Annotated in this window: 19 protein-coding genes; 10 read left to right on the plus strand and 9 right to left on the minus strand. The window is 62.7% G+C overall.

What is annotated here, in order from left to right; genetic code table 11:
• Positions 1-179: 179 nt before the first annotated feature.
• The 3 genes from V1471_RS02135 (at position 180) to V1471_RS02145 (ending at position 3,388) form a co-directional block, all read left to right on the plus strand.
• Positions 180-1,187, plus strand: a complete 1,008-nt coding sequence (locus tag V1471_RS02135; protein WP_434286652.1) for a TRAP transporter substrate-binding protein — start codon at positions 180-182, stop codon at positions 1,185-1,187.
• A 111-nt stretch (positions 1,188-1,298) separates the two neighbouring features.
• Positions 1,299-1,988 (plus strand): TRAP transporter small permease, encoded by a 690-nt coding sequence (locus tag V1471_RS02140; RefSeq protein WP_434286653.1) that lies wholly within the window; start codon positions 1,299-1,301, stop codon positions 1,986-1,988.
• 5 nt (positions 1,989-1,993) lie between these two features.
• Entirely contained in the window at positions 1,994-3,388 is a 1,395-nt protein-coding gene (locus V1471_RS02145; protein ID WP_434286654.1) for a TRAP transporter large permease, read from the plus strand.
• A gap of 143 nt (positions 3,389-3,531) precedes the next feature.
• Here the strand turns inward: V1471_RS02145 and trpD are convergent, their stop codons facing one another.
• On the minus strand, positions 3,532-4,548 hold the full coding sequence (gene trpD, locus V1471_RS02150) for an anthranilate phosphoribosyltransferase (protein WP_434286655.1): 1,017 nt from the start codon (positions 4,546-4,548) through the stop codon (positions 3,532-3,534).
• Positions 4,545-5,132 carry an anthranilate synthase component II gene (locus V1471_RS02155; RefSeq protein ID WP_434286656.1) on the minus strand — a complete coding sequence of 196 codons (588 nt, stop codon included), beginning with the start codon at positions 5,130-5,132 and terminating at the stop codon, positions 4,545-4,547. Before V1471_RS02155 ends, trpD begins: the two co-directional genes overlap by 4 nt.
• Before the next feature lie 218 nt (positions 5,133-5,350).
• Between V1471_RS02155 and V1471_RS02160 the strand changes: the two genes are divergently transcribed.
• Positions 5,351-6,715: a divergent polysaccharide deacetylase family protein gene (locus V1471_RS02160; protein WP_434286657.1), complete on the plus strand. Its 1,365-nt coding sequence runs from the start codon at positions 5,351-5,353 to the stop codon at positions 6,713-6,715.
• Positions 6,716-6,842: 127 nt separating this feature from the next.
• Positions 6,843-7,613, plus strand: a complete 771-nt coding sequence (locus V1471_RS02165) for a DUF2189 domain-containing protein (protein WP_434286658.1) — start codon at positions 6,843-6,845, stop codon at positions 7,611-7,613.
• Here the strand turns inward: V1471_RS02165 and V1471_RS02170 are convergent, their stop codons facing one another.
• The 7 genes from V1471_RS02170 to bcp all read right to left on the minus strand — a co-directional run bounded on the left by V1471_RS02170 (position 7,614) and on the right by bcp (position 12,975).
• Positions 7,614-8,498 (minus strand): DMT family transporter, encoded by an 885-nt coding sequence (locus V1471_RS02170; protein ID WP_434286659.1) that lies wholly within the window; start codon positions 8,496-8,498, stop codon positions 7,614-7,616. It lies immediately after the preceding gene.
• A 3-nt stretch (positions 8,499-8,501) separates the two neighbouring features.
• Positions 8,502-9,002, minus strand: a complete 501-nt coding sequence (locus V1471_RS02175) for a hypothetical protein (protein ID WP_434286660.1) — start codon at positions 9,000-9,002, stop codon at positions 8,502-8,504.
• Between the two features lie 49 nt (positions 9,003-9,051).
• Complete coding sequence (locus V1471_RS02180; protein WP_434286661.1) at positions 9,052-9,438, minus strand: hypothetical protein; 387 nt, start codon at positions 9,436-9,438, stop codon at positions 9,052-9,054.
• Positions 9,439-9,519: 81 nt separating this feature from the next.
• Entirely contained in the window at positions 9,520-10,068 is a 549-nt protein-coding gene (locus V1471_RS02185) for a bactofilin family protein (protein ID WP_434286662.1), read from the minus strand.
• Positions 10,058-11,362 carry a DUF5930 domain-containing protein gene (locus V1471_RS02190; protein ID WP_434286663.1) on the minus strand — a complete coding sequence of 435 codons (1,305 nt, stop codon included), beginning with the start codon at positions 11,360-11,362 and terminating at the stop codon, positions 10,058-10,060. Before V1471_RS02190 ends, V1471_RS02185 begins: the two co-directional genes overlap by 11 nt.
• 330 nt (positions 11,363-11,692) lie before the next feature.
• Positions 11,693-12,520, minus strand: coding sequence for a ferritin-like domain-containing protein (locus V1471_RS02195; protein WP_434286664.1), 828 nt, complete (start codon positions 12,518-12,520; stop codon positions 11,693-11,695).
• Complete coding sequence (gene bcp / locus V1471_RS02200) at positions 12,517-12,975, minus strand: thioredoxin-dependent thiol peroxidase (protein WP_434286665.1); 459 nt, start codon at positions 12,973-12,975, stop codon at positions 12,517-12,519. Before bcp ends, V1471_RS02195 begins: the two co-directional genes overlap by 4 nt.
• Before the next feature lie 141 nt (positions 12,976-13,116).
• Between bcp and V1471_RS02205 the strand changes: the two genes are divergently transcribed.
• The 5 genes from V1471_RS02205 to lpdA all read left to right on the plus strand — a co-directional run bounded on the left by V1471_RS02205 (position 13,117) and on the right by lpdA (position 21,305).
• Entirely contained in the window at positions 13,117-16,446 is a 3,330-nt protein-coding gene (locus tag V1471_RS02205; RefSeq protein WP_434286666.1) for a YhdP family protein, read from the plus strand.
• Between the two features lie 29 nt (positions 16,447-16,475).
• Complete coding sequence (queA, locus tag V1471_RS02210; protein WP_434286667.1) at positions 16,476-17,537, plus strand: tRNA preQ1(34) S-adenosylmethionine ribosyltransferase-isomerase QueA; 1,062 nt, start codon at positions 16,476-16,478, stop codon at positions 17,535-17,537.
• Between the two features lie 164 nt (positions 17,538-17,701).
• Positions 17,702-18,964 carry an MFS transporter gene (locus V1471_RS02215; RefSeq protein ID WP_434286668.1) on the plus strand — a complete coding sequence of 421 codons (1,263 nt, stop codon included), beginning with the start codon at positions 17,702-17,704 and terminating at the stop codon, positions 18,962-18,964.
• Between the two features lie 114 nt (positions 18,965-19,078).
• A complete protein-coding gene (locus tag V1471_RS02220) occupies positions 19,079-19,705 on the plus strand; it encodes a DUF924 family protein (protein WP_434286670.1) in 627 nt (208 codons plus the stop codon).
• Between the two features lie 202 nt (positions 19,706-19,907).
• The gene (gene lpdA / locus V1471_RS02225; protein WP_434286671.1) at positions 19,908-21,305 is read left to right on the plus strand and encodes a dihydrolipoyl dehydrogenase; all 1,398 of its coding nucleotides are present in this window, start codon (positions 19,908-19,910) and stop codon (positions 21,303-21,305) included.
• Positions 21,306-21,421: the final 116 nt, after the last annotated feature.

Below are 21,421 nucleotides of genomic sequence, written 5' to 3' on the forward strand. Positions count from 1 at the left end.
ATATGCGCATTCTATCTTGTGCAACATTTTGAAAAAAAAGCGATTTCAAGAAAGTTTCATCTTTCTTGCAGGAAGACTTGCCGGGTCGGGGGTGGATTTGTTTCCTCTGTCGCAGAGTGAAACGGGCGAAATCCGCCCGATCGCCCACCGACATATGATTTCATGATGGGAGGACAGACATGAAATTTCTGGCAACCGCCGCCACCGCCCTCGCGCTTTCCGTGACCGCCACCACCGCTTTCGCATCCGCAGGCTGTGACGCAGGCGAAATGGTGATCAAGTTCAGCCACGTCACCAACTCCGACAAACATCCGAAAGGCATCGCGGCCCAGCTCTTTGCCGATCGCGTGAACAATGAGATGGACGGCAAGGTCTGTGTCGAGGTTTACCCGAACTCCACGCTCTACAATGACGATCAGGTGCTCGAAGCCATGCTTCAGGGCGATGTGCAGATGGCGGCGCCGTCGCTGTCGAAATTCGAAGCCTTCACCAAGGTCTTCGGCATTTTCGACCTGCCTTTCATGTTCAAGAACATGCGCGCCGTCGATGCGTTCCAGAACTCGGACGCCGGTCAGGAAATGAAATCGTCCATGGAGCGTCGCGGCCTCAAGGGGCTGGAATTCTGGCACTCCGGCCTGAAACAGTTCTCCGCCAACAAGCCGCTGATCGAGCCGGAAGACGCCTCGGGTCTCAAATTCCGCGTCATGCCGTCTGACGTGCTCGTGGCGCAGATGAAGGCGCTCGACGCCTCGCCGCAGCCGATGGCCTTCTCCGAGGTCTACGGGGCGCTGCAAACCGGCGTTGTGGACGGTCAGGAAAACACCTGGTCCAACACCTACGGCCAGAAATTCTTCGAGGTGCAGGACGGGATCACCGAGACCAACCACGGTGTGCTCGACTATCTGGTCGTGACCTCCGTCGACTGGTGGGAAGGGCTCGATCCGGAAATCCGCGATCAGCTTGCGACCATCATGCATGAGGTCACGGTCGAACGGAACGCCGCCGTCGAGCAGATCGAAGAAGACAGCCGTCAGGCGATCATCGCGGCGGGCACCGAAGTGCGCGAACTGACGCCGGAACAGCGTCAGGACTGGGTCGATGCGATGCTTCCGGTGTGGTCGCAGTTCGAAGACGGTGTCGGCAAAGACAACATCGCGCTGGCGCAGGACATCAACGCGCAAAACTAAGCCTGAAACGCGCCCGGGTCCCCGTGCGGGGCCCGGGTTTCATCCGCGCGATGCGGATGTCTCCGGTCCCGGACCGCGGATCGGAATGAGGGACAACAGGGGTCAATCTCCATGACACAATATCAGGACAACCTGCCGAAATCGGCGGTGGCGAAGTTCTTCGACGGGCTCGAGGAAAACGTCATCGCGGCGATCCTTGGCGTGATGACGCTCATCACCTTCGTCAACGTGGTGCTGCGCTACGTGTTCAACCATTCCCTGATCTGGGGCCTCGAAGTGGTGCTGATCCTCTTCGCGTGGCTCGTGCTTCTGGGAATTTCCTACGGGTTCAAGAAGACCTCGCATCTGGGCGTGGACGCGTTGATCAACGTGCTTCCGACGCGCGGGCAGCGGCTCATGGCGGTGCTTTCGGCGCTGGCCTGTATCGTCTATTCCGTGATGCTTCTGAAAGGCGCGTGGGATTACTGGGCGCCGTTTGCCGCGTTGCAGCCGACCGAGGGGCGCTGGTTCCCGCTCGGCTTCACCGAAGGTGTGCGGGACCGGGCGTTTTACGTCACCGATCAGGTGCCGATGCTCGGCATCTTTCGCTGGCTCGAGGGCGCGATCAACTATGGCGACAGCTATGACAAGCTGCCGCGCGTGATCCCCTATTTCATCATCCCCTTCTCGGCGGCGCTGATGCTTTTGCGCGTGGTTCAGGCCACGATCCGCATCGTTACGGGCAAACAGGCAAGCCTCATCGTCTCGCACGAGGCCGAGGATGAAGTCGAGCGCGTGGCGCACGGCGAATACGAGGAATAATCCCAATGGACGTCGTCTTTCTTTTCGTCATGGTGGTGGGCCTGTTGCTGATCGGGGTTCCGATCGCGGTCTCCCTTGGCCTCTCTTCCATGATCTTCCTGCTGGTGTTCTCGGACACCTCCCTGGCCTCCGTGGCGCAGTCGCTCTATCAGGCCATGGCCGGGCATTACACGCTTCTGGCCATCCCGTTCTTCATCCTCGCCTCAAGCTTCATGTCGACGGGCGGTGTGGCGAAACGCATCGTGCGCTTTGCCATCGCCTGCGTCGGTCACTTCCACGGCGGTCTGGCGATTGCGGGCGTCTTCGCCTGTATGATCTTTGCCGCTCTGTCGGGCTCGTCGCCCGCAACCGTGGTGGCCATCGGCTCTATCGTCATCGCGGCGATGCGCGAAATGGGCTATACCAAGGACTTCGCCGCCGGTGTCATCGCCAACGCGGGCACCTTGGGCATCCTGATCCCGCCGTCCATTGTAATGGTGGTCTACGCTTCGGCCACCGACGTCTCCGTCGGCCGGATGTTCCTTGCGGGCGTCATTCCGGGGCTTTTGGCGGGCACCATGCTGATGCTGGCGATCTATGTCATCGCGCGGGTCAAGAGCCTGCCGAAAGGCGAATGGGCCGGGTGGTCTGAGATCGGTCGCTCCTTCCGCGAAGCCTTCTGGGGGCTGATGCTCATCGTCATCATCATGGTCGGCATCTACGGCATTCCGGGCATCACCGGCGCGATTTTCACGCCGACCGAAGCCGCCGCGGTGGCCTCCGTCTATGCCTTCCTTGTCGCCTCCTTCGTCTATCGCGACATGGGGCCGCTGGCGGATCGCGATGGCACCGGGCCGAAATCCCTGCTGGCGAAACCTCATGCGCTGATCACCGCTTTCTTCCACAAGGACACGCGCCACACGCTCTTTGACGCGGGCAAGCTGACGATCATGCTGATGTTCATCATCGCCAACGCGCTGATCCTGAAACATGTGCTGACCGACGAACAAATCCCGCAGGAAATCGCCAACGCCATGCTGTCGGCGGGTTTCGGCAAGATCATGTTCCTGATCATGGTCAACGTCATCCTGCTGATCGGCGGCCAGTTCATGGAACCCTCGGGCCTGATCGTGATCGTTGCACCGCTGGTGTTCCCGATCGCCATGGAGCTGGGCGTCGATCCGATCCATTTGGGCATCATCATGGTGGTCAATATGGAGATCGGCATGATCACGCCGCCGGTGGGGCTGAACCTCTTCGTGACCTCGGGGGTTGCGGGCATGCCGATGATGTCCGTGGTGCGCGCCGCTCTGCCGTTCCTCGCGATCCTCTTCGTCTTCCTGATCCTCGTCACCTATGTGCCATGGATCTCGACCTACCTGCCCACAACGCTGATGGGGCCGGAGATCATCACGAAGTAACTGGATGTTCGATCTGGACAAGTTTAAGGGGCCTTAGGGCCCCTTTTTCATCTCCTTTGCTGGGAAAATACTCAAATAAAAACGGCGCGTCCGGGTGAGAGGGCGCGCCGTGAGTATTTTATACCATCAGAAAGCCGAAAGGCTCAGTGGCGAGAGGTCAGTTCCGCCAGAGCTTGCAGGCGTTTGAGCGCTTCACCGGACGCGATGCTCTCAGACGCGATCTCGACGCCTTCCTTGAGGTTCGCAGCCTTGTCAGCGACGACGAGGGCGGCGGCGGAGTTCATCAGCACGGCGTCACGGTATGCGCCGGTTTCGCCTTTCAGAAGGTTCATCATCGCCGCGCCGTTTTCCTCCGGCGTGCCGCCGAGGATGTCACGCAGGGGATGCACCGGCAGACCGGCGTCCTCCGGGTGGATTTCCATCGAGCCGATCTTGCCATTGTCGAGCGCGGCCACAGAGGTCGCGCCGGTGATCGACACTTCGTCCATGCCGTCGTGGCCATAGACCAGCCAGGCTTTTTCCGAGCCGAGCATTTGCAGCGTTTCCGCCATCGGCCAGATCAGGTCGGGGGCGAAAGCGCCGGTGAGCTGGCGTTTGACGCCCGCCGGATTGGTCAGCGGTCCGAGGATGTTGAAGATGGTCTTGCAGCCCAGTTCGACCCGCACCGGGCCGACATATTTCATCGCCGGGTGGTGCATGGGGGCCATCATGAAGCCGATGCCGATCTCGTTGATCGCCTCTTCGACCACATCCTTGCCGACCATCACATTGATGCCGTTGACCGACATGGCGTCGGCGGAGCCGGATTTCGACGACAGGTTGCGGTTGCCGTGTTTGGCCACCGTGACGCCCGCGCCCGCGACGACGAAGGCCGAAGCGGTGGAGATGTTGAGCGTGCCAAGCCCGTCGCCGCCGGTGCCGACGATGTCGATGGCGCCCTCGGGGGCGGAGACATGGACGCAGTGATCGCGCATGACCTTGGCGGCGGCGGCATATTCGGAGACGGCCTCGCCACGCGCCCTGAGCGCCATCAATAGCCCGCCCATTTGTGCGGGCGTCGCCTCGCCGTTGAACAGAAGCTCGAAAGCGGCTTCGGCCTGCGCCCGGCTCAGCGGCCCTTCGGAGGCCGCGAAAATCAGGGGTTTCATCGCATCGCTCATGCCGGTTGGTCCTCTTTCAATTGGCTCAGGAAGGTGCGGAACATCTCGTGGCCATGTTCCGACCGGATGCTCTCGGGGTGAAATTGCACCCCTTCGATGGGCAGCTCCTTGTGGCGCAGCCCCATGATCGTGCCGTCTTTCAGCTCTGCTGTGACTTCGAGGCAGTCGGGCAGGGTGGCGCGGTCCACGACCAGCGAGTGATAGCGCGTGCCCTGAAGCGGCGAGGGCAGTCCGGCAAAGACGCCTTTGCCTTCATGGTAGATCTCGCCCATCTTGCCATGGACGATCTCGTGACAGCGCACGACATTGCCGCCGAAGGCCTCGCCGATGGCCTGATGGCCGAGACACACGCCGAACAGCGGGATCTTCGCCTCGGCTGCGGCATGGATCAGCGGCACGCAGATGCCCGCCTCGGTGGGCGTTTTGGGGCCGGGCGAGACAACGATCCCCGTGGGGCGCAGCGCCATGGCTTCCTGGACATTGAGCGCATCGTTGCGGACGACTTTGGCTTGCCACCCGATCTCGCCGATGTAATGCACGAGATTATAGGTGAAACTGTCGTAGTTATCGATCAGAAGCAGCATGGTCGCAGTCCTTTACGTGCGTGCAAACGCCGGAAAATATGGCCGCCTTGGCAGGGTCATGCGCACGGGGGGCGGCAAAGCGCTCAAAGGGGGATGATCCTGCCTTTAAGCCGGGTTATACATGTTCACAAGGACCGCAGAGGGTCAAGGGGATGCCTTGGCTTTCATGCGGTTGAAAAGGGCCGCAAAGGCGGCGTGCAACAGGCAAGGAGTGCGCAATGGGGCGTGGAGTTCTGACTGGAGTGATCTGGGGAGCGATCGTGGGGTTCGGCATCCTGACGCTGGCCAATGAAGTTGTCGCTCCGGTCAATCTTACGCCTGTGCCTGCCCCCGCTGTGACGGGCAACATTCCGGAAGTGTCCGGAAGCGAGGGGGAAGGCACCGCAGACGTGACGTCAGATACGGCCGCCGCCGAACCGCATCGCGCCGAGGCGCAGCCGGAAATGCAGGTGCCGGAGGGGGGCGAAGTCAGCCCGGAGGTGAGCGAAGAGGTGGCCGAAGCTCCGGCGATCAGCATGCCGGAGACGCTTGAAACACCCGAAGCCGGAGAGATGGGCGAGGTCGTGAGCGCGCCGAGCGATCCGGTCCTGACCCCGCCGCTGGCCATGGCCCCGGAAGCCTCTGCGTCCGATGCTCTGCCCGCCGCCGAGAAGGCGTTGCCGGGGACGACTCCGCTGCCCGAGGGGGTGGATGTCGCGCCCGAAGCGCCGGAGATCACGCTCGACGGCGCGGAAATGGAAGCCGCTCCGAATGCCACGCTCGAAGAGGGGCCTGCCGCCGAGGCGATGCCCGGCCATCAGGTCGGCAGTTTCACCGACCGCACGGACAGCCGCGTCTCCACGCGCCTGCCGTCGATCTCTTCCTCGAATGCGGAGGCGAACGCTCCGCTGGTCGTGGCGGATGATCTGCCTGCTCTGCTGGCCTATTCCGCCAATTACACCGCCACCCCGCCGGGGCCGGTGATGAGCGTGATCCTGATGGACATTGCCGAGCTTGGCCCGGAGGACAAGGAACTTGCGAAGCTGCCGTTCCCGGTGAGTTTTGCAGTCGATGCGCTGGCCACACAGGCCGGGGCGCGCGCCATGGCCTATCGCGACAAGGGGCTCGAGGTGATGGCGATGGTTGGCCTGCCGGAGGGGGCGACGCCGCAGGATGCCGCCGTGACGCTGTCGCAGGCGGAAGAGCTTGTGCCGGTGTCGATCGGTTTCCTCGATGTGCCGTCGGGCACGTTCCAGACCTCGCGTCAGGTGGCCGCGCAGGTGGTCGCCACCGCGCAGGACAGCGGGCGGGGGCTTGTGTCCTTCCCGCGCGGGCTGAACGCGATGGAGCAGGAAGCACAGCGCGCCAAGGCGCCCGCAGCGCTGGTGTTCCGCGATCTCGACGGGCAAGGGCAGGATGTGGCGGCGATCAAACGTTTCCTCGATCAGGCGGCGTTTCAGGCCGGGACCGGCAAGACGGTCGTGCTTTTGGGCCGCTCGCGCAAGGAAACGCTTCAGGCGCTGGCGGAATGGTCGCTGGGCAACCGTGCCGCGACCGTGACGATGGTGCCGCTGTCCTATCTTTTGAGCCGCACGCCGCTGTAAATCCGTCACCTGCCTTGCCGCGCTGCGGCGGGGGCGATGCTTGACAGGCTGCGACATTTTGTCATCTCCTTGAGAAAGATCGGGCGGCAAGTCCGGCAGGAAAGAGATTTCCAGGGAGGAGACCTCAATGACAGATATGACGGCGGTGGCGGCGGCCCCGTTGCCCGATGTGGCGCGTTTGACGCTTTCGGATCTCGGTGCGGCGCTGCGCGACGGATGGCACGACTATCGGCGCGCGCCCGGTTTCGGCTGTTTCTTCGCGGGGATTTATGTGCTGATCGGGCTCGGCTTTGCGATCTTCGGCGCGGGGACGGTGCTCTGGACCTTCGCGGTCTCGCTGGCCTTCCCGATGTTCGCGCCCTTCGCCGCCGTCGGGCTTTACGAGGTGTCGCGCCGGATGGAGCGTGGCGAGCCGTTGGACTGGCGTAAGATCCTCGGCTCGGTGGCCGCCGAACGGGACCGGCAAATCCCGTGGATGGGGGCGATCATCGTGATCTATGTGCTGTTCTGGTCCTTCCTCGCCCATATGATCTTCGCGCTTTTCATGGGCCTGTCGGTGATGACCAATATCAGCTCCTCCTACGAGGTCTTCCTGACCCCCAACGGGCTGACAATGATCGCGGTCGAGTTGGGCGTTGGTGGGGTCCTGGCCTTTGTGCTGTTCTCGCTGACGGTCACCTCCCTGCCGCATCTGTTGGAACGCGAGGTCGATTTCGTCACCGCCATGCTCTGTTCGCTGCGGGTGGTGCGGGAGAACCTCTTTGTCATGCTGGTCTGGGCCGGGCTGATCGCGGGGCTGACCTTTGTCGCGATGCTGCCGCTGTTTCTCGGGCTGTTCGTGGCGCTGCCGGTCTTTGGCCATGCGACATGGCACCTGTACCGGAGGGCGCTGATCTGATCAGCGTCGCGCGGTGAGCATCAACAGGACACCGGTGCCGACGATGACCGCGCCGCCGATCAGCTCAAACGCATCCGGGCGTTCGCCAAACACCAGCGCGCCAAGGATCATCGCGAACAGCAGCCGCACATAACGAAACGGTGTCACCACGGATAGCTCCCCCATGCGCATCGCCATGGTCAAGGCGGTATAGGCGCCGACTCCGACCGCCACGGCAAGGCCAAGGGCCGCCAGATCGGTCAGCCGGGGCAGGACCCAGCCGCCGCTCCAAAGCGTCAGCGCCAGACCGGAGAGGACGAGCGCGGCGAAGCCAGTTACACCAAGCTGGGCATAGGACAAGACGGCGGGGGCGGCGCGGGTGGCGAGATCGCGCCCGGCAAAGCCGATCATGCCGAGAACGGCGAGAATGGAGAGCGGGGTGAACCCGTCAAGACCGGGGCGGATCACCAGAAGCACGCCGACAAAGCCAAGCGCGATCAAGGCCCAGCGAAGCAAAGTAACCCGCTCGTGAAACAGTGCCACACCGGCTGCCGCGACGAGCAGGGGGGTGGCCTGTAGGATGGCGGAGGTGGTGGAGAGCGCGGTGAAGGCCAGCGACAGGGTGAAGAACACACGCCCCGTGACTTCGAATGCGGCGCGGATCAACATCACGCGTTCGGCCATCACCGGATGGATCAGCCGCTCGCGCCGCCTGAGCGTGAGGACCGCGAAAACAGCCATGCCGCCCGCGCCGAAGAAGGTGAGCACCTGACCGACCGGAAGATGTGCCGCCACGGTTTTGACGGCCATGTCCTCAAGCGAAAACAGGAACATGGCGAGCACCATGAGGAGCGCGCCCTTGAGATTGCCCGCTTTCAGGGCCGCCGGATCCGTTGACAGGGACATGGGTTAAGCGTCGGTGCCTTCGGGGAAATCGTCAGCCCCCAGAATCTGCATCTCCGCATCGGGGGGCAGGGAGGTGACGACTTCGAGCACATGGTTCAGTGCCACGACGCAGTAGTGATAAAGCGGGATGCGGTCGTCCTCCCAATGCAGCCCCTGCTTGACGTGGCGCAGGAAGACGGCGGAGGGGTTTTCGCGAAACAGGGAGGCATGGCTCTCAGAGGCCTCCGGATCGCTGCTCATCTGGCTTTCGTCGGTGATCTTGAAGGACACGTATTCGTCGAATCGAAGCGTAAAACGGCGCGAGCCGGGGCGGACCTCGATGGCGGAAACCGGCCCCAGGATGTCGTCGATCACCGAACTGCCGGTCTGGGCAGGCCCCGGTTCGCCGGGAATGCCCTCGTCGAAAATCGCGGTCAGGCGACGTTCGTCGAACCGCCCCATGCGAAAATCCGAAAGATAGAGATTGGCGACTTTTTCAAGCTGGCGCAGGGCTTCGGCGGGCATGGGGACTCCGGGTTGTCTGTGCCCACGATGGCGGAGGCGCGCGGGCTGTTCAAGAGAGAATGAGAAGCCCTGCGATGAGGGTCAGGCCGAGGGTCCAAAGATCGAAAAGCCAGAGCGGATAGGCGGCGGAGAGCGGATTCAGAAACCAGAGGCTCTGCTCTCGGTTCTGCCGTTTGAGGGCGCGGCGGAGGGAGAGGCCGCCGATTGCGGCGATCATGGGGACAAGCCAGAGCAAGAAGGGCGTTTGAAACAGGCTGTGAAGAAGGATGAGCGCAAAGATCGCAACTGCCGCCGTGGAGGCCATGATCGGAAGGGGCGGTTCGTTCCGTGCCGCAAAGCGGATCGGGCGCAGGGCGACGCATTTTCCGTAAAAGGGCGGGCAGCCGAAATAGAGCTGAAGGGCGAGGATAAGATAAATGAAACTGAGAAAAACCATGACGGGGAGCGGTGGGAAGGGGGACAAGGCAAAAGAAAAGGCGGTCCGAAGACCGCCTTTCGCATTCCCGTGCCGGAAGGCTTATTCGCCTTTGGCGGCTGCGGTCGCTTTCGACACGGCAGCGGATGTCTGCGGCGCAGCGGGCGCAGCCGACGGGGCCGGTTTCGCGCCCGTGGCGAGCGGATCGTCGGCACGTTGGACGGAGCCTTCGAAATGCGCACCGCTCTCGATGGCGATGGTTTTGTGGATGATATCGCCTTCGACCTTCGCAGTGGAGGTCAGGCGGACTTTCAGACCACGCACGCGGCCCACGATACGGCCATTGACCACGACGTCATCGGCGATCACCTCGCCGCGGATCGTGGCGCTTTCGCCGACGGTCAGCAGGTGGGCGCGGATGTCGCCCTCGACCGTACCTTCGATCTGGATGTCGCCGGTGGTCTTGAGATTGCCCACGACGGTCAGGTCGGAAGACAGCACGGAGGCCGGCGGTTTCGGTTTCGCGGACGGGGCGGCGAAATCGGGCGCAGGGGTCTTCGGCAGAGGGGGCTTCGCGGCCGCCGCCTCGGGTTTCTTCGCGTCATCGCCCTGTTTCGGGCCCGGTTCGTTGATTCTGCTTTTAGAAAACATCGTTGGCAGCCTTAATATAAGTCATCGGATCGACGGCCTTGCCCTGGACACGAATTTCATAGTGAAGATGCGTGCCGGTCGAGCGGCCAGAATTTCCCATAGCACCGATTTGTTCGCCACGCGAGACCCTTTGCCCGACTTTCACGAGAATTTGGGATTGGTGGCCGTAACGGGTTTCGATGCCGAATTCGTGCTGGATCTTGACGAGACGCCCGTAGCCCGATTGCCAGCCCGCGAAGGTCACGACGCCATCGGCGGTGGCATAAAGCGGGGTGCCGTAGGCGGCGGCGAAATCCTGCCCCTCATGCATCCGGCCCCAGCGCGGTCCGAAGGGAGAGGACATGCGGAAGGCATTTTTCAGGGGCAGGGCGAAAGGGGCTTTCTGGGCGGCGATACGGTAGAGATTGAGCTGGTCCATCTTGTCGATGATCGCATTGGCGCGCATCGAATCCGGGTCGATCATGCCGCCCTTGGTGGAGAATGTGATCGGTGTCAGCGGGCCGCCCTGGCCGGAATACCCCTTTTTCACCGTGGCGATCAGGTGCGCTGGGTCCATGCCGGCGGATTTGAACATCTTGTCGAGCGGCGCGACGGAGATCGTCACGGCGTCTTCGAGCTGGGAAAAGATCCGGTCGTTCTTCTCTTCCATCAGCTTGAGATCGGTTTCCAGATTGTCGGCCATCTGGACCGCCTGGTTGGCGGCGATCACCATCTCGTCGCGCTCGGCGGCAGTGTCGGCGAGGGCTGCGGACAGCACGTCGACTGTGGCCTCGACCTCCTCGGCGCTCATGCCATTGGCCGCCGCCGTGCCGCCGTCCCGTTGGGCGATGAGCTGGGCCTTGTCGTCTTCGGCGGCGTCACGATCCTTGAGCGCCCGGCGCAGGTTGGTCTGCACCACATCGACGCCTTTTTCCAACTCGCGCACGCGTTCCTCGGAGGCGAGAAGCTGACTCTGCATGTCGGAGATCTGGGCCAGAGCGGTGTTGAACCGGGCCTGTGCGGCGGCGGCTTCTTCGGCGCGCATGTCGCGCTCGTGCGCCAGTTCCGCCACGCGGGTCTCGAACAGGACCAGATCGCGGCTCGACTGTTCGCGCAGATTGCCGGAGCCGATACTGTCCATCAGGAGGATCGCCGTGGCAATGATCATCCAGGTCGCGAAGACCGTGGACCCGGTGAGGGCCACCACTTGGGTGAGGGGCGTGATCCGGAGATACCGCGTGTCGTTGTCGGACCGCAGAAACACCCGACGCTCGGGGAATCTGCGCTCAAGCAGGTGGTTGAGCTTTCTGATCATCGTCTTGTCGTTGCCGTTCTGTTATCCCGTTCCCTCGCGCCGCTTTGCACCATGTACCCTCGGACGGGAGCGCGTCGCGCCCGGTCCAAAACCAAGGACGATCCGTCTCATGCGGAGCTTCATGTCCGTCACTCGAAAGCGGTTGACCCCTGTTAGCGAAGCGGGATCAGCGGGGCAACTTTTTTGCCCCCTCTGTGGCGGGATGCGGGGGATTCCAGCCGGAAAGCTCAGGATATGGGCGGTTTTTTGCCGATGTTATCGATAACAATTCGGCGCATCTGCGTGGGGCTGCGATGACCGCCGCAGACCCTGCGTGTCACGCCGCAACCGTCAGCTCCACGCGGGCGGCAGTTCATCGGCCAGAGGCCAGTAGAAATCCGGCGGAAGCCCCGCTTCGGCGCGCTTTTCCTCGTTGAAGGGCGGCTTTGTGCCGCCGGGAAAATAACGCCGGATCAGACCGTGGAATTCGTCTTTTGGATCAAGCCCCTGTCGGCCACAGAGAAAGTTGAACCACTTGGCGCCATAGGCGACATGGCCGACCTCCTCGGCATAGATCACCTCAAGGGCAGCGACCGTCTCCGGGTCTTTCGCATTTTGAAAGATCTTGATCATGCCGGGGGTGACGTCGAGCCCGCGGGCCTCAAGCACCATGGGCACGACTGCCAGCCGCCCCATGATGTCCTCCGCCGTGTCCTCGGCGGCGCGCCACATCCCGGCGTGGGCGGGCAGCTCGCCGTAAAACGACCCCATCGCCTCAAGCCGGTCACAGACCAGATTGAAATGCTTGCTTTCCTCGTCGGCCGATTTCACCCAATCGTCGTAAAATCCGAGCGGCATGTCGATATCGGTAAAGCGGGCGACGATATCCCAGTGTAAATCCACCGCATTCAGTTCGATATGTGCAATGGCATGCAGGATCGCCTTGCGCCCCTCCGGGCTTCCGGGCTTGCGTTTCGGCACGTCGCGCGGGTTGAGTTGCTCTGGCTTTTCGGGTCGGGCGGGTTGCATCGGCGGATGGGCCGTCCCGAGCGGGATCGGGGTGCCTGCCGCACGGCTTTCGCGCCACATCGCGGCGTAGCGATGCGACAGCGCGGTCTTTTCCCGGCCATCGGCGGTGCGCAGCACCTCCTCTGCCATGCGGGCAAGCGTGAGGCTCATGCCTTGGCGGCCTCGAGCACCTCGGTTGCGTGGCCCGCGACCTTGACCTTGTCCCAGACCTTCGCGACCTTACCGGTCTCGTCGATCAGCACGGTCGCACGCACGATGCCCCAAAAGCTCTTGCCGTACATCTGCTTTTCGGCCCAGACGCCGTAGTCTTCGCAGACCGTACCGGCCTCATCGGACAACAAAGGGATGCCGAGGGAATGCTTGGCGCAGAAATTCTCGTGTTTCTTCACGGAATCCTTGGAAATCCCGAAGACCGCGACACCGGCTGCGGCGAACTCATCCTTGAGCGCGGTGAAATCCAGCGCTTCGGTGGTGCAGCCGGGCGTGTTGTCCTTGGGGTAGAAATACAGCACCACCTTTTGGCCGCGCAGCGCCGACAGGGTGACGCTGTCGCCCCCATCGCGGGGCAGGGTGAAATCGGGGGCCATCGTACCGGCGTCGATCATGGGGTTTTCCTCTCAACAGGCATGTGTGAGTTTCACAGGGAGTTGCATTGCGCTTGGCTTTCGTTTTAGGCCGCTTTGCGACAAGATAAAACCGACAGTCGCCCCCGCAAGACGACGCGCAGGAAAATCAACGAGCCGATTTTGTCCGACGAGACCGAAAACCACGCCGCAGAGCCGCCGGGCACGCCCGAGCCGCGCAAGCGCAAACCTTTGAAGACCCATCACAAGATCGGGATCTGGACGGTTGCGCTGATGTTGGCTTTGGCGCTGTTCGCGGGGCTCGCGGTTTTGGCGTTTACGGGCCGGGTGATCACCTTTCCCGAGGTTTTGACCGTGCGGATCGAGGCGGCGATCAACCACAAGCTCGACGGGCCGCAGGTCTCCATCGGCCAGATCGACGCCGTGGTCGATCGCAATTTCGTGCCGCGGGTCACCGCTCGCAATGTCGGCATCATCGACGGCTCCGGGGCGGAGATCGGGCGGCTCAACAGTCTGCGCGCGGTGCTGTCGAAAGAGGCGTTGAAATCGGGACGGTTGCAACCGGATACCTTGCGGCTTTCGGGGGCGCAGATCACCGTGCGGCGGCGGGCCGATGGCACATTCGCGCTCGATTTCGGTGGCACGCAGGGGGTGGCCGGGTCGGGCATCGAAGTGCTGGAAGCCATCGACACCGCCTTTTCGAGGCCGCCGCTTTCCGAGATCACCCGGGTCGAGGCGCGCGAGATCACCGTGTCGCTGGAGGATGCGCATTCGGGCCGGATCTGGCAGGCGACAGATGCCGGGATCGTGTTAAAGAACACAGAACAACTGATTGATATGGCGCTCGATTTCGAACTGTTCAACGGCACGGAAGAGCTGTCGCGTATCGAGTTGGGCTTTGCCTCCGCCAAGGGGTCTCTGGCGACGACGATTTCGCTCAATATGGAGCGCGCGCCGACCCGCGATTTCGCGCTGCAAAGCCCGGCGCTGTCCTTCCTTTCGGTGGTCGATGCGCCGCTGTCGGCCTCGATGCGGGCGGAGGTCGACGCGCAGGGACAACTGTCGCAATACACCGGTTCGCTGGCGATTGCGCCGGGGCGGATCGTGGCGGGCGAGGGGGCGGAGCCGATCGCCTTCGAGGGCGCGCGCGGTTATTTCGACTACGACCCGAAGCGCGAGCGGATCGATTTCCCCGAGCTGCGGCTTGCCACCGATGCGCTGGAGATGACCGGGCGAGGGCAGGTGCTTTTGGGCGATTTCGAGAACAACTGGCCGCAGAGCTTCACCGGGCAATGGCAGTTTTCCGAACTCAAAGTGGCCCCCGAAGGGATGTTCGACGCGCCCTTGGTGTTCGATCAGGCCGTGGTCGATGTCCGGCTGAGGCTGGCGCCTTTCCGGCTCGACATCGGTCAGCTCGATCTGGGGCAGACGACGCCCGAGGGCGATCTCTGGCTGCGCGGCAAGGGGCGGGCGGAGGCCACGCCCGACGGCTGGCAGGCGGGGCTCGATCTGTCCGTCGAGGAGATGAGTCTCGCACAGCTTCTGGCGCTCTGGCCGCCCGCCGCCGTGTCCAAGACGCGGGGCTGGATGGCGGAGAATATTCAAAGCGCGACCTATCGCGATCTCGATCTGGCGCTGCGGTTCAACCCGGGGCAAAGCCAGCCGGTGCTGGCGCTCGACTGGGATTTCGAGGATCTCGACCTGCGCTTCATGAAAAGCCAGCCGCCGGTCGAGGGCGGATCGGGGCACGGGGCGATTTTCGGGCCTGCGATGGCGATCACCATGGCAGGCGGCGCGATCACCGCCCCGTCGGGCGGGGCGATCGAGGTGGCGGGCACCACCCTGCGTATCCCGGATATTTACGCCAAACCGGCGCGGATCGAGATCGGGCTTGCGACCCGCTCCAGTATCGAGGCGGGAATGGCACTGATGGCGGAACCGCCGTTCTCGGTGCTGAAAGAGGCGAGCTTCGGTCCGGATGTGGCGATGGGGCAGGCGGAACTGCACGGCCAGATCGCCTTGCCGCTGATCCAGAAGGTGATGCCGTCGGATGTGAATTACCTTTTGAACGGGCTGCTGAGCGATGTCTCTTCCGAGCAGCTCATGCCCGGGCAGGTGCTCTCCGCCGATCAGCTGCGGCTGACGGTCGATCCTTCGGGAATTTCGGTGGCGGGCGAGGCGCGCATCGGCACGGCGCAGATGGCGGGACAGTGGCGCAAGGCCTTCGGGGCGGAACATCGCGGCATCTCCGACATCACCGGGCGTGCGCGGATCAATCAGGCGCTGCTCGACACCTTCGGCATCGCATTGCCCGCGGGTATGGTGGGGGGAGAGGCCTGGGGCGATCTCTCGGTTGCGCTGCGCAAGGGAGAACCGCCGAAATTCTCGCTCAGCTCGGATCTCTCGGGTCTTCGCCTGTCCTTTGCGCCTGTGGGCTGGGGCAAACCGGCGGGCACCAAGGGGCTTTTGAGCCTCGAAGGTACGGCGGGAGCACAGCCGGAGATCACGACATTGTCGCTCAGTGGGGCCGGGCTTGAGGCCACGCAGGGACGGGTGACGCTGACTGCGGGCGGACAGTTCGACCGGCTGTCTTTCGGGCGCGTGCGTTTGGGCGGCTGGCTCGATGTGCCTTTGGCGCTGATCGGGCAGGGCAAGGGCAACCCGGTCAAGGTGGCGATCACGGGCGGGACGCTGAACCTGCCGCGGGCCACATTCGGCGGTTCCGGTGCGGGCGCGCCGTCGGGGGCAGCTGTGCCGATTGAGGTGCAACTCGACCGGCTCCGGATTGCCGAGGGGCAGGAGCTGACCGAATTTTCCGCGCGCTTGTCGGCGGCGTCCGGCGGCGTGACAGGATCGTTCCGCGGCCAGCTCAACGGCACGGGGCCGCTCACCGGGACGGTGAGCCCGGGGCCCTACGGCCCGACGATCACCGCCACCTCAAACGACGCCGGCGCGGTGGTGCAGGCCTCGGGCCTTCTGGAACGTGCTGCGGGCGGGACGCTGAACATCGGTCTCACGGCGTTGGCGGAAAAAGGCAGTTACGACGGGCGCGTGGTGGTCGGTGACATCCGGGTGCTCTCCGCGCCCTCGCTGGCGGAATTGCTCTCGGCGGTGTCGGTTGTGGGGTTGATCGAACAAATGACGGGCGGCGGCGGGATCCTTTTCACTCATGTGCAGAGCGATTTCACCATGAAGCCCGGACGGCTGACGGTGCGGGGCGGCACAGCCGAAGGTCCGTCGCTTGGCATTTCCATGGAAGGGCTCTATGACAGCGCCGCCGGGGTGGTGGATTTGCAGGGCGTGGTGTCGCCGGTCTATTTCATCAACGCTCTGGGGCAGGTCGTATCACGCAAGGGCGAAGGATTGTTCGGCTTTACCTATACGCTCACCGGCCCTGCGAAACATCCGGCGGTCGGGGTGAACCCGCTGTCCCTTTTCACCCCGGGCGCGTTGCGGGATATTTTCCGCAAGAAACCCGCCGGCGATCAATAATGTGATCAAAACAAGCTCTGAGGCATTCCATGAAACTGTCCGATTTCGATTTCGATCTGCCCGAGGGGCTGATTGCCACGCGTCCCGCCAAGCCGCGCTCGTCCGCGCGTCTTTTGGTGGCGACGCCCACGCGGATCGTCGACGGGCATGTCACGGATTTGCTCGACTGGTTCCGCCCCGGCGATCGCTTGGTCCTCAATGACACCAAGGTGCTGCCCGCGCGGTTGACCGGCAAGCGGGGGCGCGACACGGCGCAGGGCTATCAGGAAGCGAAGATCGAGGTCACGCTTCTGGAGCCGCAATCGGTGCCAGGGCAGTGGCGGGCGCTGATCAAGCCATTGAAAAAGATCAAAGAGGGCGAGGACGTGCGGTTTTCCGACGATCTGTCCGCCACGTTGGTCGCCAAGGAAGACGGCGAGGCCGTGGTGGCGTTCAACCTCACGGGGGAGGATTTCGACCGGGCGCTGAATGCGGCAGGCTCGATGCCGCTGCCGCCCTATATCGAGGCGAAACGCAAGGCGGATCAACAGGATAAGACGGATTATCAGACGGTCTGGGCGAAGAACCTCGGTGCGGTTGCTGCCCCCACCGCCTCGCTGCATTTCGACGAACCGCTTCTGAAGGCGCTGGCCGAGAAGGGCGTCGAGTTCACCTATGTGACGCTGCATGTCGGTGCGGGGACGTTCCTGCCGGTCAAGGTGGATGACGTGTCGCAGCACAAGATGCATTCCGAATGGGGCGAGGTGTCCGAAGGCGCCGCCATCGAAATCAACACCACGAAACAGCGCGGCGGGCGGGTGATCCCGGTGGGCACCACGGCCTTGCGTCTTATCGAAAGTGCGGCCCCCGCGCCGGGTGTGATCGCGCCGTTTCTGGGCGAGACCGATATTTTCATCAAGCCGGGCTATGAGTTCCGTGTGGCCGATGCGTTGATGACCAATTTCCACTTGCCGAAATCGACGCTGATGATGCTTGTGTCGGCGATGATGGGGCGGGAGCGGATGAGGCAGGTCTATGACCATGCGGTGACCGAGGGCTATCGGTTCTTTTCCTATGGTGACGCGTCTCTGCTGTTGCCGCAGGAGCCGTGATTGGCCAACAGCCCTCCGCAGACCTTCTTAAAGCGTTAACCTTAACCTGATTAACCTTAACGCGAACAACCGCCCGATCCGGGTGCAGGGGCGGTCCTGCCGCCCCTGCACCCGGTTTCCCTCACCCGGTTTCCCCCTGTCCCGAATCCCCTTAGGCTTTCTTTATGCGTTACGTTCTTGCCAATACCTCGCCCCTGCTCCTCGGCATTCTTCTCCTGATGATCGGCAACGGGCTTCAGGGCACATTGCTCGGCGTGCGGGGCGTGGCCGAAGGGTTTTCGACGCTGGAAATCTCCATCGTCATGTCCGGCTATTTCGCGGGCTTTCTAGGCGGGTCGCAGGCCGCGCCGCTGCTGATCCGCCGGGTCGGCCATGTACGGGTGTTCGCAGCACTGGCCTCGTTCATCTCGGCGGCGCTGATCCTGTTTCCGGTGGTGACGAACCCATGGGTCTGGACCGCGCTGCGTGTCGGCCTCGGGTTCTGTTTCTCCGGCGTCTATGTGACCGCCGAAAGCTGGCTCAACAATTCCACCACCAATGAGATGCGCGGCAAGGTGCTGTCGGCCTATATGTTGGTGCAGACGCTTGGCATCATTCTCGCGCAATGGATCCTGTCGCAGGGCGATCCCTCGGGCTTTGTGCTCTTCATTATCCCCTCTGTGCTGGTGTCGATCTCCTTCGCGCCGATCCTTCTGTCGGTGACGCCCACTCCGGCTTTCGAGACCACCAAGCCGATGACCCTGCGCCAGCTGTTCAAGGCTTCGCCGCTGGGCTGTGTTGGCATGTTCCTGATGGGCGGCGTGTTTGCGTCGCAAATGGCCATGGCGGCGGTGTACGGCGGGCAGGCGGCCTTCAGCCTGTCGCAAATCTCCATGTTCGTGGCCGTGATCTACCTCGGTGCGCTGGTGTTCCAGCTGCCGATCGGCTGGCTCTCGGATCATTCCGACCGTCGCCGGGTGATCTTTGCCGCGGCGGGCGTGGGCGCGCTGGCCTGTGCTTTAGGCGCGATGTTTGCAGGCAGTTACATGCTTGCATTGGTCGCGGGCTTTGTCGCAGGCGGTATGTCGAGCCCGCTCTATTCGCTGCTGATTGCCCACACCAACGATTACCTCGCGCCCGAGGACATGGCGGCCTCCTCCGGCGGGCTGATTTTCATCAACGGGGTCGGGGCCGTGGGCGGGCCGCTCATTGCAGGGTGGCTGATGAGCGTGACAGGGCCGCGCGGCTATTGGCTGTTCCAGATCGTGCTGATGGCCGGGGTTGCGTTTTATGCGCTCTGGCGGATGTCGCGGCGCCCTGCGATTGCCGTGGAAGACAGCGCGAGCTACGTTCCCGTGATGCCCTCGACCACGCCTGTGGCCGCAGAGGTGGCGCAGGAAGTGGCCATTGAACGGGCGGAAGAAGGGGCGGGCGCGTCGGCGTCCTGATGTCCATCGGCAACATTTGGAAAAGTGACGTCGTGTCGCAGATAATGAACTTGCTTTGCCGTCGAAGCTTTGTAACGGTTTCTTAAAGACAAGCCGTCGAAAGGAGCGAGGCCGATGGCGCACACACAGACCGGAGCACAGGATACCGCAATCAGGGGGCAAGAGAAGAGCCCGGAACAGATTCTGGCCTTTTGGCTCGATGAGCTGACCCCCGCAGATTGGTATCGGGTGGATGAGGCGCTCGATCAGAAGATCCGGGACGCGTTTCTTGTGACCTGGCAAAGGGCGCAGGAGGGCGCCTATTCGCTCTGGCTGACCTATCCCTCGGGGGCCTTGGCCTATGTGATCCTGAACGATCAGATGTCACGCAACATGTTCCGTGGCACGGGGCAGGCCTTTGCCTCCGACCGGGCGGCGCTGGCGGCGGCGAAGGCGGCGCTGGACAAGGGTTGGGATCTGCGGATCGACGCACCGGCGCGGCAGTTCTTTTACCTGCCTCTGATGCACTCCGAATGCCTTACCGATCAGGAGCGCTGTGTGCGGTTGATGTTCGAACGGCTCAAGGGCGAGGATAGCAACCTTCTGCATGCCCGTGCGCATCGCGAGGTGATCCGTCTGTTCGGGCGTTTCCCCTATCGCAATGCGGCCCTGTCACGGGCCACGACGGAAAGCGAACAGGCGTTTCTTAGCCGGGGCGGCTATCCGGCGCTGTTGCGTGAGATGGGGCCTGTCGCGGCCTGACATTTGGTTTCTAAAGAGAAATTATGAAGTTATGCGTTTCCCGCTCAAGCTATGCGTTGAGCGGGATGCAGCCTTTCGTGCAAGAGGTTCAGCCGGTCGTTGCTCCGACTCCCAAGATAGTTTAGCGTCAAACTAATTTCTACCGCCTGCCGGTTTGCCGGACGTGGCGGGACGCTCTAAACTGGTTTCGGGAGGATTCCTCATGTCTGACACATCTTTCGACCTCGTGGTCATCGGCGCGGGCCCCGGCGGCTATGTGGCCGCCATTCGTGCGGCGCAGCTTGGCCTCAAGGTCGCTTGCGTGGAGCGCGAAAATCTTGGCGGGATTTGCCTGAACTGGGGCTGTATCCCGACCAAGGCGCTGTTGCGCTCGGCGGATGTGTTTCACAGCATGCACCGGGCCAATGAATTCGGCCTCTCGGTGAAGGATATTTCCTTCGATCTCGACGCCATCGTCAAGCGGTCTCGCGGCGTTGCGGCGCAGATGAACGGTGGGATCAAGGCCTTGTTCAAAAAGAACAAAGTGACCTCGATCATGGGTGAGGCCAAGCTGGCCGGCAAGGGTAAGGTCGAGGTGAAATCTGAGAAGGGCACCGAGGTTCTGAGCGCGAAAAACATCATCGTCGCGACCGGTGCGCGGGCGCGTGAGCTGCCGGGGCTGGAGGCCGACGGCGATCTGGTCTGGACCTACCGCCACGCGTTGAAACCGGTGCGGATGCCGAAGAAGCTCTTGGTCATCGGGTCGGGCGCGATTGGCATCGAATTCGCGTCTTTCTATAATACGCTGGGCGCCGACACGACGGTGGTCGAGGTGATGGATCGCGTGCTTCCCGTTGAAGACAAAGACATTTCCGCCTTCGCCAAGAAGCAGTTCGAAAAGCAGGGGATGAAGATCCTGCAAAAGGCGATGGTCAAGAAACTCGACCGCACGCCGGGCAAGGGCGTCGTTGCGCATATCGAAATGGGCGGCAAGACCGAGACGATGGAATTCGACACGGTGATTTCCGCGGTCGGCATCGTCGGCAATGTCGAGGGGCTGGGCCTTGAGGAGGCGGGTGTGAAAATCGACCGCACCCATGTCGTGACCGACGAATTCTGCCGCACCGGTGTGGACGGGTTGTTCGCTATCGGCGACATCGCGGGCGCGCCTTGGCTGGCGCATAAGGCCTCGCACGAGGGCGTCATGGTGGCCGAGCTGATCGCCGGGAAACACCCGCATCCGATCAAGCCGAATTCCATCGCGGGCTGCACCTATTGCCACCCGCAGGTGGCTTCTGTGGGGCTCACAGAAGACAAGGCGAAAGAGGCAGGTTATGAGGTCAAGATCGGCAAATTCCCGTTTATCGGCAATGGCAAAGCCGTTGCGATGGGGGAGGCCGAGGGGCTGATCAAAACGGTGTTCGACGCGAAAACGGGCGAGCTTCTGGGCGCGCATATGGTGGGCGCGGAGGTGACGGAAATGATCCAGGGCTATGTCATCGCGCGGCAACTTGAGACCACGGAAGAGGACCTGATGGAAACCGTCTTCCCGCACCCGACCATGTCGGAAATGATGCACGAAGCGGTGCTCGCGGCCTATGGCCGGGCGCTCCATATCTGAGCGATACGTGACAAGAAGGCGGCCCGAGTGGGCCGCTTTTCCGCACAGGGCAACCCATTCATGCATCAATATGTGTGATGGGTGATATTATCTGCGCCCCTCTTGTGCAGAAATGT

The organism is Celeribacter sp. SCSIO 80788 (genome assembly GCF_051054295.1).
Lineage (GTDB): Bacteria > Pseudomonadota > Alphaproteobacteria > Rhodobacterales > Rhodobacteraceae > Celeribacter.

Excerpts from the sequence above, each read along its gene's own strand:
- V1471_RS02135 (WP_434286652.1), top strand. The coding sequence starts at position 180 with ATGAAATTTCTGGCAACCGCCGCCACCGCCCTCGCGCTTTCCGTGACC.
- V1471_RS02140 (WP_434286653.1), top strand. The coding sequence starts at position 1,299 with ATGACACAATATCAGGACAACCTGCCGAAATCGGCGGTGGCGAAGTTC.
- V1471_RS02145 (WP_434286654.1), top strand. The coding sequence starts at position 1,994 with ATGGACGTCGTCTTTCTTTTCGTCATGGTGGTGGGCCTGTTGCTGATC.
- trpD (WP_434286655.1), bottom strand. The coding sequence starts at position 4,548 with ATGAGCGATGCGATGAAACCCCTGATTTTCGCGGCCTCCGAAGGGCCG.
- V1471_RS02155 (WP_434286656.1), bottom strand. The coding sequence starts at position 5,132 with ATGCTGCTTCTGATCGATAACTACGACAGTTTCACCTATAATCTCGTG.
- V1471_RS02160 (WP_434286657.1), top strand. The coding sequence starts at position 5,351 with ATGGGGCGTGGAGTTCTGACTGGAGTGATCTGGGGAGCGATCGTGGGG.
- V1471_RS02165 (WP_434286658.1), top strand. The coding sequence starts at position 6,843 with ATGACAGATATGACGGCGGTGGCGGCGGCCCCGTTGCCCGATGTGGCG.
- V1471_RS02170 (WP_434286659.1), bottom strand. The coding sequence starts at position 8,498 with ATGTCCCTGTCAACGGATCCGGCGGCCCTGAAAGCGGGCAATCTCAAG.
- V1471_RS02175 (WP_434286660.1), bottom strand. The coding sequence starts at position 9,002 with ATGCCCGCCGAAGCCCTGCGCCAGCTTGAAAAAGTCGCCAATCTCTAT.
- V1471_RS02180 (WP_434286661.1), bottom strand. The coding sequence starts at position 9,438 with ATGGTTTTTCTCAGTTTCATTTATCTTATCCTCGCCCTTCAGCTCTAT.
- V1471_RS02185 (WP_434286662.1), bottom strand. The coding sequence starts at position 10,068 with ATGTTTTCTAAAAGCAGAATCAACGAACCGGGCCCGAAACAGGGCGAT.
- V1471_RS02190 (WP_434286663.1), bottom strand. The coding sequence starts at position 11,362 with ATGATCAGAAAGCTCAACCACCTGCTTGAGCGCAGATTCCCCGAGCGT.
- V1471_RS02195 (WP_434286664.1), bottom strand. The coding sequence starts at position 12,520 with ATGAGCCTCACGCTTGCCCGCATGGCAGAGGAGGTGCTGCGCACCGCC.
- bcp (WP_434286665.1), bottom strand. The coding sequence starts at position 12,975 with ATGATCGACGCCGGTACGATGGCCCCCGATTTCACCCTGCCCCGCGAT.
- queA (WP_434286667.1), top strand. The coding sequence starts at position 16,476 with ATGAAACTGTCCGATTTCGATTTCGATCTGCCCGAGGGGCTGATTGCC.
- V1471_RS02215 (WP_434286668.1), top strand. The coding sequence starts at position 17,702 with ATGCGTTACGTTCTTGCCAATACCTCGCCCCTGCTCCTCGGCATTCTT.
- V1471_RS02220 (WP_434286670.1), top strand. The coding sequence starts at position 19,079 with ATGGCGCACACACAGACCGGAGCACAGGATACCGCAATCAGGGGGCAA.
- lpdA (WP_434286671.1), top strand. The coding sequence starts at position 19,908 with ATGTCTGACACATCTTTCGACCTCGTGGTCATCGGCGCGGGCCCCGGC.